Annotated in this window: 12 protein-coding genes and 1 tRNA gene; 4 read left to right on the top strand and 9 right to left on the bottom strand. The window is 61.7% G+C overall.

Annotated elements, in window-relative coordinates; all coding sequences use genetic code 11:
- Window positions 1–6: 6 nt before the first annotated feature.
- Entirely contained in the window at window positions 7–807 is an 801-nt protein-coding gene (gene trpC, locus AC07P1_RS26815; RefSeq protein WP_494698704.1) for an indole-3-glycerol phosphate synthase TrpC, read from the top strand.
- Between the two features lie 23 nt (window positions 808–830).
- On the opposite strand, the gene AC07P1_RS26810 is transcribed toward trpC, so the two are convergent.
- The 7 genes from AC07P1_RS26810 to AC07P1_RS26780 form a co-directional block, all read right to left on the bottom strand.
- Complete coding sequence (locus tag AC07P1_RS26810; RefSeq protein WP_494698703.1) at window positions 831–2,039, bottom strand: GGDEF domain-containing protein; 1,209 nt, start codon at window positions 2,037–2,039, stop codon at window positions 831–833.
- 240 nt (window positions 2,040–2,279) lie between these two features.
- Window positions 2,280–4,109 (bottom strand): M61 family metallopeptidase, encoded by a 1,830-nt coding sequence (locus AC07P1_RS26805; RefSeq protein ID WP_494698702.1) that lies wholly within the window; start codon window positions 4,107–4,109, stop codon window positions 2,280–2,282.
- A gap of 28 nt (window positions 4,110–4,137) precedes the next feature.
- Window positions 4,138–4,722: a nucleotidyltransferase family protein gene (locus AC07P1_RS26800; protein ID WP_494698701.1), complete on the bottom strand. Its 585-nt coding sequence runs from the start codon at window positions 4,720–4,722 to the stop codon at window positions 4,138–4,140.
- Between the two features lie 5 nt (window positions 4,723–4,727).
- On the bottom strand, window positions 4,728–6,986 hold the full coding sequence (locus tag AC07P1_RS26795) for a xanthine dehydrogenase family protein molybdopterin-binding subunit (RefSeq protein ID WP_494698700.1): 2,259 nt from the start codon (window positions 6,984–6,986) through the stop codon (window positions 4,728–4,730).
- A gap of 11 nt (window positions 6,987–6,997) precedes the next feature.
- Complete coding sequence (locus AC07P1_RS26790; RefSeq protein ID WP_090326937.1) at window positions 6,998–7,456, bottom strand: (2Fe-2S)-binding protein; 459 nt, start codon at window positions 7,454–7,456, stop codon at window positions 6,998–7,000.
- A gap of 76 nt (window positions 7,457–7,532) precedes the next feature.
- Window positions 7,533–8,261, bottom strand: coding sequence for a DsbC family protein (locus AC07P1_RS26785; RefSeq protein ID WP_494698699.1), 729 nt, complete (start codon window positions 8,259–8,261; stop codon window positions 7,533–7,535).
- Window positions 8,262–8,310: 49 nt separating this feature from the next.
- Window positions 8,311–9,528 carry a UbiH/UbiF family hydroxylase gene (locus AC07P1_RS26780; RefSeq protein WP_494698698.1) on the bottom strand — a complete coding sequence of 406 codons (1,218 nt, stop codon included), beginning with the start codon at window positions 9,526–9,528 and terminating at the stop codon, window positions 8,311–8,313.
- 77 nt (window positions 9,529–9,605) lie between these two features.
- On the opposite strand from AC07P1_RS26780, the gene AC07P1_RS26775 reads away from it, so the two are divergent.
- Window positions 9,606–9,681: transfer RNA gene (locus tag AC07P1_RS26775), tRNA-Phe, on the top strand.
- Window positions 9,682–9,878: 197 nt separating this feature from the next.
- Here AC07P1_RS26775 and AC07P1_RS26770 read toward each other — a convergent pair.
- A complete protein-coding gene (locus AC07P1_RS26770; RefSeq protein ID WP_494698697.1) occupies window positions 9,879–11,039 on the bottom strand; it encodes a low temperature requirement protein A in 1,161 nt (386 codons plus the stop codon).
- A gap of 211 nt (window positions 11,040–11,250) precedes the next feature.
- Between AC07P1_RS26770 and AC07P1_RS26765 the strand changes: the two genes are divergently transcribed.
- Window positions 11,251–11,445, top strand: a complete 195-nt coding sequence (locus AC07P1_RS26765) for a DsbA family protein (protein WP_494698696.1) — start codon at window positions 11,251–11,253, stop codon at window positions 11,443–11,445.
- On the opposite strand, the gene AC07P1_RS26760 is transcribed toward AC07P1_RS26765, so the two are convergent.
- Window positions 11,426–11,845, bottom strand: a complete 420-nt coding sequence (locus AC07P1_RS26760) for a hypothetical protein (protein ID WP_494698695.1) — start codon at window positions 11,843–11,845, stop codon at window positions 11,426–11,428. The genes AC07P1_RS26765 and AC07P1_RS26760 overlap by 20 nt on opposite strands.
- A 211-nt stretch (window positions 11,846–12,056) precedes the next feature.
- Here AC07P1_RS26760 and AC07P1_RS26755 point away from each other — a divergent pair, with 211 nt between their 5' ends.
- Window positions 12,057–13,916: a rhomboid family intramembrane serine protease gene (locus AC07P1_RS26755; protein WP_494698694.1), complete on the top strand. Its 1,860-nt coding sequence runs from the start codon at window positions 12,057–12,059 to the stop codon at window positions 13,914–13,916.
- Window positions 13,917–13,990: the final 74 nt, after the last annotated feature.

Raw genomic sequence — 13,990 nt, 5'->3', positions numbered from 1 at the left:
GTTATCATGTCCGACATCCTGAATAAAATCCTCGCCGTCAAAGCCGACGAAGTCGCCGCCGCAAAAAAACACCGTGGCTTCGCCAGCCTGCGCGCCGACGTCGAAGGCAACACCGAACTGCGCGCCGAGCTGCGCGGTTTCGAGGCCAGCCTGCGCCAGAAGATCGCCACCGGTTCGGCCGGCATTATCAGCGAAGTGAAAAAAGCCTCGCCGTCGAAAGGCGTGATCCGCGCCGACTTCCGCCCCGCCGACATCGCCGTCAGCTACGCCGCCAATGGCGCCGCGTGCCTGTCGGTGCTGACGGACGAACAATTCTTCCAGGGCTCCGAGGCGTATCTGCGCGAGGCGCGCGCCGCCTGTGCGATTCCCGTGCTGCGCAAGGACTTCATGATCGACGTTTACCAGATCTACGAAGCGCGCGCGATGGGCGCGGACGCGATCCTGTTGATCGTCTCCGCCCTGGACCACGGCCTGATGGCGGAAATGGAAGCCTGCGCGCACGAATTGGGCATGGGCGTGCTGGTCGAGACCCACGACGGCGACGAACTGACCGCCGCCCTGCGCCTGAACACGGCGATGGTGGGCATCAACAACCGTAATCTGCGCACCTTCGAGACGTCGCTGTCGACCACCATCGGACTGCTGGATCGCATTCCGCCGGAAAAGCTGGTGATCACCGAGTCCGGCATCATGGTGCCGGAGGACGTCAAGCTGATGCGCGACGCCAATGTCCACGCCTTCCTGGTCGGCGAGGCCTTCATGCGCGCGCCCGATCCGGGCGCAGAGCTGAGCCGCCTGTTCAGCTAAGCGGCTAAGGGGCTAAACAGCGATTACGCGGACGCGTGCAGCGGCAGAACCGCCTCGGCGGCGATCTCGATGCGGTCGCGGCCGCGCTCCTTGGCGCAATATAACGCCCGGTCGGCACGCAGTAAAATGTTATCTAAATCTTCATCCGGACTGACCTGGCAGGCGATGCCGATGCTGACCGTATAGGGCGGCAAAGCGGCAGCGGCGGCGCTCTGTTCGCTCTCCGTTTCGGAACGTGGCGCCCTCAGCACAGTCTGTATGCGCTCGGCGACATGGTGCGCCCGCTCCAGCCCGGTAGCGGGCAGCAGCACGATGAATTCCTCGCCACCGAATCTTGCGACATGGTCGGAGGCGCGCAAAGCCTTCGCGATCACCGACGCCACGTCGGACAAAACTCTATCGCCGGTTGAGTGTCCATAGCAGTCGTTAATCGCCTTGAAGTAATCCAGATCGATGCTGAGCATCGTCATGACGGTTTGTTCCCGGCGCATCAGCGCGTGCTCTTTCGCATACACCTCGGTGAAACCGCGCCGGTTGAGCACTTGCGTCAACGGATCCAGGGTCGAGCGGCGCTCCAGTATGGTTTGCAGACGACGAGTGGCGACCGTCATGAACCCCACCGTTAATAGCAGCGTCATGAAATGACTGGTAAGCAGATACAGATTTTGATTCGGGCCGCTGACGAATAAACTCATATCGTCGCTGCTATGGGTCATCGCCAAAACGCCGCGTATCAGCACCACCACCGACTGGAATAACATCAGCAAGCCGAAAAACACAGTCGAGAAATGGCGCTCGCCATACCCCCATATCAGCACAACCTGATATGAATATAAAACAAACGCCAGAATGGAAAAGATGGCGAGACGCCCGGAATAATCTGGATTAACAATCACGTAATAACCGCTGGCGATCATTCCCAAAGCCCAAACAAAATGGAATAACCACCAGGAGGACTCGCGGCTGTAAAACATTTGCGTGCCGATGAGGCCGAAGCCCAGCCCCCACAAAATAACGGCGTTGGCGCACAAGGGCGACAATATACTGCCGAGGAGTCCGCTGGTCGACGCGTAAATCCCCGAGCCGAACGCCAGCAACACCAGGCTGATCGCCCATTGTTTCAAGCCTTTAATTTCTCTGGGAAAACTTGAATGCGCGGAATACAGGACGACACTCATCGCAACGGCCATCACGGTCGACATCAAAACGATAGTGGCGGGGTCGAGTGGCATAACTTGCGAATCGGTAGCTGACCAATGGAGAGTTATGGTCAAATTCTAAACCAGTTCCGCACTTGCCGGAAAATTAAGCTTCCGGAGAACGCTGCATTGCACAAAAATCTGACACCGCAGCATCAAACCGTGCCGTATTTTGGCTGTTATATGCCAATATTTAGCATGAAATTAACGCAAAGAAACCGCCAGCGCCAGCAAAATGGTGAATCTTTGCGGCGGTGGCGGCGATTGGAGAGGCTAGCGCGCGGCGCTGGGGCGCAGCGGACCGGTGGATTTTTTGGCGACCGGGTCCAACGCCAGGGTGATGCCGGGTACCCGCTCCCCCTGCAGTGTCATAGTGAAAGTCATCAACTCATCTCGACGGAAGGCATGTACTTCCACGGTCGAGCCGACGCCATAGCGCGAGAGCAGGGTTTCCAGATTGGTCGCTGTCACGCGCAGTCCATCAATGGCGACCAATAAATCGCCCGCCGACAAACCCGCCAGATGCGCGGCGCCATTCTCATGGACGCTCGATAACTTGCAGTCAGTACCGTCGCGGCCGATATTCGCGTCCAAACTCGGTTTTGCCGACTTGCGCTCGTCGCTATATTTAACGCCGAATGGCGCCAGCATTTTAGCCAGCGGCACGTCCTCGGTCCCGCGTATATATTTATCGAAGAATGGTTTGAAACGCCCGCCGCTGATTTCATCGAACAGCGCTTCCACTTCCGCTGGCGTTACGCCGCGTCCACCACCATTGTAGAAATCCCGGCCATAGCGCTGCCACAATGCGCGCATCACATCGTCCAGCGATTTCTTGCCACCGGTTTTGGCGCGGATACTTAAATCCAGCGCCAGGCCGATCAGCGAACCTTTCGTGTAGTAACTAATGATTGCATTCGGCGCATTTTCATCTTGACGATAATATTTGCCCCATGCATCAAAGCTGGAATCGGCGACGCTTTGTTTGGTACGGCCGCTACCGCGCAGCACGCTGCCAATAGTTTTCCCCAGTAACTTGAAATAGGCCGGCTCGGCGATCACGCCGGCACGCACCAGCATCAGGTCGTCGTAATAGCTGGTGAAGCCCTCGAACAACCACAACAGCGGCGAGTAGTTTTCGACTTGCAGGTTATAAGGCGCGAACGCCGCCGGCTTGATGCGCTTGACGTTCCAGGTGTGGAAATACTCATGGCTGCACAGGCCCAGGTATTGCAGGTAGCCGTCACTGATGTCCTTGCTGGTGGCGGTGGTGCTCGGCAAATCGGCGCGGGCGCAGATCAGCGCGGTCGAAGCACGGTGCTCCAGGCCGCCGTAGCCGTCGCCGACCGCCAGGGTCATGAAGACGTAACGGTCCATCGGCGCCTGCTTCGATTTCGGCTCGAAGAAGGCGATCTGGGTTTCGCAGATCTTTTTCAGGTCGGCGCCCAGGCGCGCCAGGTCCAGGTTCGGCACCCGGCCGCTGATGACGATGTCATGAGGGATGCCGTGGGCCTTGAACGTGGCCAGCGCAAAATCGCCCTGCTCCACCGGATGGTCGATCAATTCATCGTAGTCGGCGGCGATATACGTGCCAAAACCATAACGCTTGGCCTTCAGCTCCGGCAGCGACGTCGCCACGCGCCAGGTTTGCGCCGCCTCGTCGGCGGGACGCTGGATATCGACCACGTGCGGCTGGTCTTCCTGTCCCAGCACGCGCAGGAACACGCTGGTGCCGTTGAAGAAGGCGTGATTCTGGTCCAAATGCGCGGCGCGCACCGACAAATCCCAGGCGTAGACCTCATAGTGCAGCGTAAGCGGCGACTGGCCGGTTTTCAGCGGGTCCTTTTGCGGCGCCGCCTGCCAAGAGTGTTTATCGAGCTTGGTCAGCGCGACCGGTTCGCCGTTCGACTCGGCGCGGATGCGCACAATATTGCGCGAAAACTCACGGATCATGTAACTGCCCGGTATCCAGGCCGGCAGCGCGAAGATCTGTCCATCCGGCGCCGGCGCATCCACCGTCAGCGTGACGTGGAACAGGTGTGCGGCCAGATCGTGACCGACGATGCTGTAGGCGATGGCGGGGTTCTTGTTCGGTTTTTTCATGTCGGTCCTTGTGTTTAGGTCCTTGTGTTTATACAGCGCCGCGCAAATCGCCTGGCGTATCGATATCGCGCACCACGCCGGCGTCGTCGACCACCACCTCGCTTACGGCATGGCTTTTCAGGATCGCGCGCGCGCCCTGGTCGCCGGATAGCGCCAGCAGCAGCGGCAAATGAAAACTGCTGAAGGCGACAGGGTTGCCGCGCCGCCCTTCATGCACGGGCGCCGCGATGCGCGCGCCCCGCTCCACCGTCGCGGCAAGCGCGCGGATGGTTTCCGGCTGCACGTAGGGCATGTCGCCCAACGCGATCACCCAGCCTTCCGCGCCCCTGGTGTGTTCGATCGCCGTCGTCAGCGACTCGCCCATGCCCAGATCGGCGTCGGCGCACACGCGCACCTCGCAGCCGAGGGCGCCCAGCAGCGCCGCCACCTTGTCGTCGCCGGGCCGCACCACCGCCAGCACGCGCGGCAGCGCCGCCAGCATGTTCTTCGCGCTGGCCGCGACCACCAGGTCGCCAGCGGCGCCGTCCACGGTTTGCAGCAGCTTGTTTTGAACGCCGGACGGATCGAAACGCTTTCCCCGTCCGGCCGCCAGCAAAATACCCGTCAGCGCCATGCGGCTTACGCCTTGGCCGTGCCCAGATCGAACGGCAGCTTGCGCAGGCGCTTGCCGGTCAACTTGAACAACGCGTTGGCGAAGGCCGGCGCCAGCGGCGGCAGGCCAGGTTCGCCGATGCCGGTCGGCGGATCGTTCGACGGCACGATATGCACGTCGATCACCGGCATGTCGGTCATGCGCGCCACCGTGTAGTCGCTGAAGTTCTGCTGGTCCACCACGCCGTCCTTGATCGTGATCGCGGCGCCGGGCAAGGTCATGCCGAGCCCCATCAGCGCCGCGCCCTGGATCTGCGCTTCGATCGTCAACGGATTGACGGCCGTGTTGCAATGGACGCCGGCGGTGACCTTGTTCAGCTTTGGCGTGCCGTCCTTGTTCACCGACGCCACTACCACATAGGCCACCACGGTGCCGAAGGCTTCGTGCACCGCCACTCCCCACGCCTGGCCTTTGGGCAAAGCCTTCTTGCCGTAGCCGGATTTGGCGACCGCCAGCTCCAGCGCCGCCACGTGGCGCTTGCCCTTCTCGCCCATCAGCTTTTTGCGGTAGGCGACGGGGTCCATCTTGGCCGCATGCGCGGCTTCGTCGATCAGCGTTTCCATCACATAGGCGGTGTGGGTCGCGCCGACGGAGCGCCACCACAACACCGGCACGTTGGCCTTGACCGCGTGCGCGCTCAGGTTCAGCGGCACCTCGTACGGCTCGCCCATGCCCTCCACCATCGTCGAATCGACGCCGTCCTTGATCATCACATGCTCGAACGGCGTACCGGTGATGATCGACTGGCCGACGATGACGTGGTCCCAGGCGACGATGCCGCCCTTGGCATCCATGCCGATGTCGGCCCGGTGCACATGCGACGGCCGGTAATAACCGCCCTTGATGTCGTCCTCGCGGCTCCACACCACTTTGACCGGTTCGGTCTTGCCGGCGGCCTTCCAGGCCTTGGCGATGTTGACTGCTTCAACCAGGTAGTCGGAACTCGGCACCGCGCGGCGGCCGAAGCCGCCGCCGGCCGTCATCGTGTTCAGCACCACCTGCTCCGGCTTCAGGCCGGCGGTGGCGGCGATGGCGCCGTGGTCGAAGGTCTGGAACTGGGTGCCGGCCCACACGGTGCAGCCGTCCGCGCGCAGGTCGACCACGCAATTGAGCGGCTCCATCGGCGCGTGCGCCAGATACGGGAACTCGTAGACGGCGGAGATCTTCTTCGCCGCGCCGGCCAGCTTGGAGGTGTCGGCCTTGCGCACCGGGGTACCGGGTTTACGCGCCAAGGTCTTGAACTCGGCCAGTTGCTTGTCGCTGCTGACTTTTTCGACGCCGCTGGTGTCCCAGTCGATGACCAGCGCCTCGCGGCCCATCTTGGCCGGCCAGTAGCCATCGGCCACCACCACCACGCCGCTGCCACCGCGATCGGTCGACACCTGCATCACCTCGATCACGCCCTTGATGGCCTTGGCCTTGCTGGCGTCGAACTTGGCGACCTTGGCGCCGAACACCGGCGGCCGCGCCACCACGGCGACTTTGCTGTCCGGCGCCTTGAAATCGATGCCGAACTGCTGCTTGCCGTTCGATTTCGCCGCCGCGTCCAGGCGCTTGACCGGCGTGCCGATGATCGTGAAGTCCTTCGGGTCCTTCAGCTTGACGCTGGCCGGCACCGGCTGCTTCATGGCCGCATCGGCCATCGCGCCATAGGTGGCCGTCTGGCCGGCCGGGCCGGTCAAGATGCCCTTGGCCGTCTTGACCTGCTCCGGCGGCACCTTCCATTGCTCGGCCGCCGCCGCGATCAGCATCGCGCGCGCCTTGGCGCCGATTTCGCGGTACTGGATATACGAGTGGGCGACGCTGCCCGAGCCGCCGGTGATCTGGATGCCGAAGATCGGGTCCTTGTATTGCTCCCCGGCCGGCGCCAGCGCGCCGACCATGTTCGACCAATCGGCGTCCAGCTCCTCGGCGATCAGCATCGGCAGCGAGGTTTGCACGCCCTGCCCGATTTCGATGCGGTTGACCTGCACCGTCACCGTGTTATCCGGCGCGATGCGCAGGAAGGCGTTGGGCTCATAGACCTTGGCCGGCTGCTGCGCATTGGCGAGGCGGCCCGCGCCGGGAAGGAAAAAGCCCAGCACCAGTCCACCGCCGGCAACGGCGCCGGCTTTCATGAAGCTCCGGCGCGAAAGGCCGGCTGCATCCGCGGCCACCGGCGCGGAGGCCGATGCCAACGAGGCCAATGAAGCCATGTTTTCCTGATTAATCCATTCGATACGCATACAGTGCTCCTTTAAGCGATGGTACTGGCGGCGTCTTTAATGGCGGCGCGTATGCGTTGATAGGTGCCACACCGGCAGATATTGCCGCTCATGGCATTGTCGATGTCGGCGTCCGACGGCTTTTTGTTCGTGCGCAGCAGCGCGGTCGCGCTCATGATCTGGCCGCTCTGGCAGTAGCCGCATTGCGGCACGTCGAGCTTGACCCAGGCGTCCTGCACGGCCTTGCCGATCTTGTCGTTCTCCATCGCCTCGATGGTGGTGATCTTCTGGCCGACGGCGGCCGAAATCGGCGTCACGCAGGAGCGGATCGGTTCACCGGCCAGGTGCACGGTGCAGGCGCCGCACAGCGCCGCGCCGCAACCGAATTTGGTGCCGGTCATGTTCAGGTTATCGCGCAGCGTCCACAAAATCGGCGTCGATGGATCGGCGTCGACCTGCACGTCCTTGCCGTTGATATTCAAGGTGATCATTCAATTCTCCTGGAGGGAAATCGCTTATAGATATAATCAGGGGACCGTCCGGGTCCCCTGGTAGAACGGCAAACGCTTACTGTTTGAGCTTGGCGAACTTCGCCTCCAGCGCCTTGGTATCGACCGCGCCGGGGATGCGCGAACCGTCGGCGAAGAAGATCGACGGCGTGCCGGACACGCCCAGTTTGCGGCCCAGCGCCAGCACGTCCTGGTTCGGGGTCTTGCAGGATTCGGCGGCGGTTGCCGGCGTTTTACCGTTCAACATCCAGTCGTCCCAGGCCTTGTTGCGGTCCGTCGCGCACCACACGCCGGCCGACTTGGTGAACGAATCCTCGCGCAGGATGTTGTACATGAAGGTATAGACGGTGACGTTGTCGATGTCTTTGAGCGTGGTCTTGCGGAACTGCTTGCAGTAGCCGCAGTTCGGATCCTCGAACACGGCGATCACGCGCGAGCCGTCGCCCTTGACGGTCTTGAGGGCTTTGTCCAGCGGCAGATCGGAGAACTTGATCTTGTTGATATCGTCGATGCGCTCGCGCGTCAGATCGGTGCCGGTGGTGAGGTTGAAGATATGACCGTTGAACACATAGGTGCCGGTTTTATCGGTGTAGAGGATCTCGTTACCCATGCGGATTTCGTACAGGCCGGCGTAAGGCGTGGCCTTGACCGAATCGACCTTCACGCCCTCGCCCAGGCGCGGCTCGACCAGCTTCTTGATCTCTTCCTCGGTCGGCGAGGTTTGAGCCTGGCCGCAAGACGCCATCATCACAGACAACAACAGCAAAACGAACTTACTTTTTTTCATGACATCTCCGGTGACTACTGACAGACCATGCCGCCGCCTTTTTCCCCACTCACTTGCCCATGGCGTGAGAGATCAAGCGGCGCTTCAGCACAGGTAATTTATCCAACAAGTTTAATCCCAAATTGCGGACCACGCGCAGGGGTTCGATGTCGGCGCCGAACAGGCGCGCCAGGCCATCGGTAGTCAGCTGCATCAGCAGCACATCTTCCTTGCGGGCGCGCTCGTAGCGGGCCAGCACGCGCTCGTCGCCGACGCCGCGCTGCGGTTCGCGCTCGGCCAGGGTCTTCATCAGCTGCGCCACGTCGGCGAAGCCCAGGTTCATGCCATGGCCGGCCAACGGGTGGACCACGTGGGCGGCGTCGCCGACCAGCGCCACGCGCGGCGACGTCATCGCGTGCGGCCGTAGCAGGCGCAATGGAAAATCGCGCACCAGCTCCGGCCGCAGCGGCGTCAGGGCGCCCAATTTTTCGGCGGCGTAAACGGCCAGGCGCTCGGCGATCTGCGCAGCCGATTCCTCGCGCAGCCTGTCGGCCAGCAGGTCCGGCGCCGACCACACCAGCGACACCCGGTTGCCGGGCAACGGCAGCAGTGCCACGATGCCTTCGGCGCCGGTGAACCACTGGTAGGCGGCGCCGTGGTGCGGTTTTTCGCAATCGAAGTTGGTCACCACGGCGCGCTGGGCGTAGCTGCGGTAATCGAGGCCGATGTCGCACTGGCCGCGCACCCAGGAATCGGCGCCGTCGGCGCCCACCACCAGCTGCGCCCTGACGCTGGCGCCGTCGTCCAGCCGCACGGTGGCGTGGTCGTCGCCGCGCACCAGCTGCGCCGCCCGGCCATGGACCAGGGTCACGTTGCGGGCGAATTTGAGGGCGGCGTCGAGCGCCTGGCCGAGGTTGCGGTCTTCCAGTATCCAGGCCAGGGTGCCTGCGTGGGCGCCGTAGGCGTCGAACGACAAGTCGCCAGCGCGGGCACCGTCACCCTGGACGACCATCGCGTCGACCGGCGCCACGCGGGCGGCGTCGAGCGCGTCCCACACCTTGAGCGACGACAGCAGATCGCGGGCGGTGTGGTTGAGGGCGTAGACCCGGGCGTCCCAGCCGGGATCGGTGGCGCCGGCCGGCGCGGACGGCGATGACGGAGGGCAGAGCAAGGCCACGCTCAGGCCGGACTGGGCCAGGCCAAGCGCTGTGGTCTTGGCAATCGCGCCATTGCCAACAATGCAAATGTCACTCTCGATAACGCGCTGCGGGGACGTTGGATTATTCATCCACCCATTATAGCGTTTGTGTGCGCGAGAAATTGTTCCTTGCAATTTCGGTCCGGCCTGCTATAATTCTGCTCCTTGGCCTGGTAGCTCAGTTGGTAGAGCAGAGGATTGAAAATCCTTGTGTCGGTGGTTCGATTCCGCCCCGGGCCACCAAGAATGCTTCAAACAGAACGCCAACCCTCGCAGGTTGGCGTTTTTGTTTCGAACGTCAGAAAAGCCGACGTGCGGTCCATTTCCGATACTAAGCAGCGGTGCCTCTTCGTCCAGCGGTCCGACCACATCGTCCACCTGTGCAAACTAAACACCCTGCAACCCCACCGGCATCGCGCAGCGCGAACTTGCCGTACCGCTCATGCCTGGTCTCCCCCGATAGCGCTGTTGCGTGAATGGCCCTGACGCCCGCGGGGGACGGCCAGGTATTTGAGACTGAGGAAAGCATAGCAAATCACCGTAGCGGTCAGACCAAACAGGATGTAACTGGTTCTTGGCAATAGCAGGGCAAACCCGGACAACACGAATACGACCAATGTGTTGACGACCAGTTGGGGCCGCAGCTCGGGACGCTCCATGAAATAGGCGTACTGCTTGCCAATGAAAAAGCAGACCGTGCCGATGACCGACAGTACCCGGAAATCGGATATCTGCATGTCGTCCAGGATCGCGTGCCGGATCAGGCTGGCTAAGATCGACAGGCCCATGAAAACGAAAAAATGCGAGTACAGGACCGAATGACCGGTCGTGAGCTTCTGCTTGGACAGCAGGTGAAAACTGTCGAAGTAGACCCACCAGATGCTCGATATCGTCACGAAACCGGTGGCGGCGGTCACCAGCCTCTCCACAGTCCAGCTGATATTGGCCAGTCCCGTCGACAGGCTGATAACAGACTCCCCCAGTAAGATGAGCGTGAGCAGGCCCACACGCTCGATCAGGTGTTCGGTATGCACCGGGATACCCTGGAGATGACGCGGCAAGAAAGAGATGAACGCCAGCAGATCGAACAGTATTCCAAGGTAAAGCACGACATATCGCTGTGGCGCCGGGAACAGGATCGCAGCGAGGCTGATGGTGGCGCCGGCGAGGGTCACCCATCCAACTGCCGTTGCGAGTTGCGCGCTTTTCTTGTGCCGCTGTTTCGACACGAAATACATCATGGCGATGATGTATTTCGCACAGGCGTAGCAGACGATGACGGCTTCAAAGCTGGCCAGGAATCGCTGGTCGATCAAGCCCGAGATGATAGTCATCAAGAACATGATGAACATGGTTGCCAGCCGATGCCTCCGGTCGTCCGCGTCGAATCGGTTGGCATACATCGTGTGGCTGACCCAAATCCACCACAAGGGGATGAAAGCGAGGACGAATTGCCAGAACCGGAGTGGGTCAAGATGCCCCTCGTGCGTGTGGCTCAGGATATGCGTTACGTCACCGATCGCCACCACAAAAATCAGGTCGAAGAACAACTCGAGCCAAGTGGCACGACGATTCGGTTCGAAATATTTTGTGTTGTGCATTTCGCCTAACGTTTCGCATGACAAGCAGTGCTGACGCCACAACCGTCAGTGGTTGTTACTTCGTAAGAAAGCATTTGGCTTGTGCACCTTCCCGGGCTGCTCCGCGCGGATCGGACGAATCGGTGGGCTAAAGACGGACACACCCGCCCAGAGTTTGAACTCAATTCTACGCCTGACCAGCGTGTAAAACTCACGGAATTTCGCGGCGCCGGTGACGCTGGTCGAATATGGCGATTTTCAATGCCCGCACTGCAGAGCGGCGCATTTTTATTTGAAGAACGTATTGGCGACCTTGGGTGACGCTATGCGTTTCGTGTTCCGCAGCATGCCGCTGACCCAGATCCATCCGATGGCGCAACTGGCGGTTTTGTTTCCGGCCACCTCGCTTATTCCTTCTTTTCCCTGAATTCGCCATCGATCACCGTGTCATCGGCGCGCTTGCCAGTGTTGCGGCCAGTGAATTTGAAAACGGATCCTAACAGGCGATCGAATATCAGGCGCCGCAACCACGGGAATGTCAGGAAGAACGCCGTCGTGAATCCGATGAACAACGCGGGCACATAGTCGCCTTGCCACACAAAGTGCAACAAGCACAGTGCGAGGATGCCCACGATGAGCGGGCGACGGACCGGTTTAGGTAACACGCCGACAATGCGCGGCTTACCGTTGCTAATCCAGGGAAATCTCGCAAAAAGCACGCCAAGCAGCAGGCCTGCGATGAACCGGCCCGTACCGAGTTGATCGGCCAACACGCCGATGACAAGGAAACCGGTATAGGTCATCGTGCCGGCCACCGCAGCCAGCACCGCGAATGCAACGGCGGCCGTTAGCTTTGGCAGGCGGATTGCCGTTCTGACTAAAAAAGGTAGGATTTGCTTACTCCTGCAAAGTGGGGTCGGAAGAAGATTGCAAATTCTAACAGCACTTTCTGGTACATCGCCGCGCAAGCCGCGATGTACCACTCTGTTATTATCGCGCCAACATTTCAACTTCCCGCTGTCGCACTCTCAGGAATCCATGTCCGACCACGCCCAGCCGCTCCGCTATCCCCTTGTCACCTGGACCCTCTTTGCCATCAATGTGATGGTGTACCTGGCGCAAGTCGTCACCGGGGTCAACTGGCTTGCGCCCAGCACCGCCTCCATGCTCGGCTGGGGCGGCAACCTGGCCGCGTACAGCCTCACCGACCAGCCCTGGCGCCTGTTGACCAGCATGTTCCTGCACGTCGGCCTGGTGCATCTCGCGCTGAACATGTACATGCTGCTGGCCTTCGGCAGCCTGGTCGAGCGCCGCTTCGGCCATGTCCGCACCTTGCTGGTGTACCTGCTGTCGGGCCTGACCGGCAGCCTGGTGAGCGCACTGTGGCATGTCGATCCGTTCAACCAGGTCATCGGCGCGGGCGCTTCGGGCGCCCTCATGGGACTGTGCGGCGCCTACCTGGCCGACTGGATCGCCGCCCAGTGGCGTCACGCTCCGCACGAGCAGATCAGCACCGGCGGACCGCTGGTGCAGACGATCATCATCAACCTGGTCATCGGGGCGGCCGTGCCGGGCATCGACAACGCCAGCCACGTCGGCGGCCTGATCGGCGGCTTGGTCGTCGGCGGCGCGTTCGCCATGGTGCCCCGCGGATTTGGCCGCCTCAAGAGCGCGCTTGCCGTCACGCTCATTTCCGGCCTGGCCCTGGGCGCCATTTATGCCAAGCTGAACGGCGAGCCGTCGGAACAGCTTGTCATGATCAAACAACTGCGCGCCGCTGAGCAGGCCGAGCAGGATGCCAAGGACAACGCCAAGCGCGCGCAGGCGGCGTTGGCCAAGGAAATCGCCGACGATCGCCGACGCGGTCCGCGCGCGGTCAGCAAGAAGCAGGCGGAAGGGACCTCGATCGAGCTCGAGGGGCCGGTGAGCAGTCTGCACCTGATGCCGGACACTACCCGCATTGCGGTGTCCGACGTAGATGAGCATACCCTGCGCCTGGTCGACCTGGCTAAGGGCGCGGCCGGTCCGGCGATCAGCGGGCAGCCGGCACTCGCCGATCTGCCGAACTGCGCCATGCGCGGGCGCTGCACCCACCAGGATGCCAACGCCGTGGCGCTCACGTCCGACGGCCGCAACGCCTACGTGGCCTCGCTGATCGCCAATGGCGTCGGCATGGTCGACCTGCAAACCGGGCGAATGACGGCAACCTTTAAAACAGGCAAAAGTCCCCGCGCCATCGTGCTGACCAGATCCGGCGACCGCGCCTACGTGCTCAACGATGGCGACGACACCGTCGTGGCCATCGACCTGGCCACGCACAAGATCATCGGCAAACCCGTGGTGATCGGCAAGAACCAACCGGCCAACCGTCACCCGACCGGGATGTGGCTGGCGGCGGACGACAAGGAACTGTGGGTCATGGATGAAAGCGCCTCACGGTTGGTGGTGCTCGATGCGGCCACCTTGGCCGAGGTGACCGAGGTGGTCGTGACGTCGGGCTACATGAACGGCGCCCATGTCGATCCCAAGGGCGGCAAAGTCTGGCTGGTGGGCGTGGACGCCATCGACTTGATCGACCTGAAAACCAAGAAAATCGAAAAGACCGCGCGTTACTGTTACAGCGTGCTGGGCGCGCCGATCGCCGTCAACCATGATGGCAAGCTGATGTCCATTGTCGAGCCGGAGGGCTGGATGCGCATCATCAACCTGCGCACGGCGGTGACGGTGGCAGCGTATCCGTACCAAGGCAAGCCGGTCGGCTTACGCTTTTCGCCGGATGGCAAGCAGCTCTATCTCGTCACCAACTCACCTGCGCGCCTGACCGTGTTCGACACCGCCGTCACCGTGGCGCCGGACCACGTGGACGCGTTCGATCTGCTGTGTTCTCCGCTGCGTTAGGCATTGCCGCTGATTGTGGTCTAATGGTTGCGACAATTACGCCGCATTTCGCGGCGTTTTCAACCATTACTTTA

It is taken from the genome of Duganella sp. GW821-FHT07F09 (genome assembly GCF_059418705.1).
This window is presented reverse-complemented; position numbering and strand designations above follow the sequence as displayed.

Bases quoted from the DNA above. Each gene is read 5' to 3' on its own strand.
- trpC (WP_494698704.1), top strand. From the start codon at position 7: ATGTCCGACATCCTGAATAAAATCCTCGCCGTCAAAGCCGACGAAGTC.
- AC07P1_RS26810 (WP_494698703.1), bottom strand. From the start codon at position 2,039: ATGCCACTCGACCCCGCCACTATCGTTTTGATGTCGACCGTGATGGCC.
- AC07P1_RS26805 (WP_494698702.1), bottom strand. From the start codon at position 4,109: ATGAAAAAACCGAACAAGAACCCCGCCATCGCCTACAGCATCGTCGGT.
- AC07P1_RS26800 (WP_494698701.1), bottom strand. From the start codon at position 4,722: ATGGCGCTGACGGGTATTTTGCTGGCGGCCGGACGGGGAAAGCGTTTC.
- AC07P1_RS26795 (WP_494698700.1), bottom strand. From the start codon at position 6,986: ATGCGTATCGAATGGATTAATCAGGAAAACATGGCTTCATTGGCCTCG.
- AC07P1_RS26790 (WP_090326937.1), bottom strand. From the start codon at position 7,456: ATGATCACCTTGAATATCAACGGCAAGGACGTGCAGGTCGACGCCGAT.
- AC07P1_RS26785 (WP_494698699.1), bottom strand. From the start codon at position 8,261: ATGAAAAAAAGTAAGTTCGTTTTGCTGTTGTTGTCTGTGATGATGGCG.
- AC07P1_RS26780 (WP_494698698.1), bottom strand. From the start codon at position 9,528: ATGAATAATCCAACGTCCCCGCAGCGCGTTATCGAGAGTGACATTTGC.
- AC07P1_RS26770 (WP_494698697.1), bottom strand. From the start codon at position 11,039: ATGCACAACACAAAATATTTCGAACCGAATCGTCGTGCCACTTGGCTC.
- AC07P1_RS26755 (WP_494698694.1), top strand. From the start codon at position 12,057: ATGTCCGACCACGCCCAGCCGCTCCGCTATCCCCTTGTCACCTGGACC.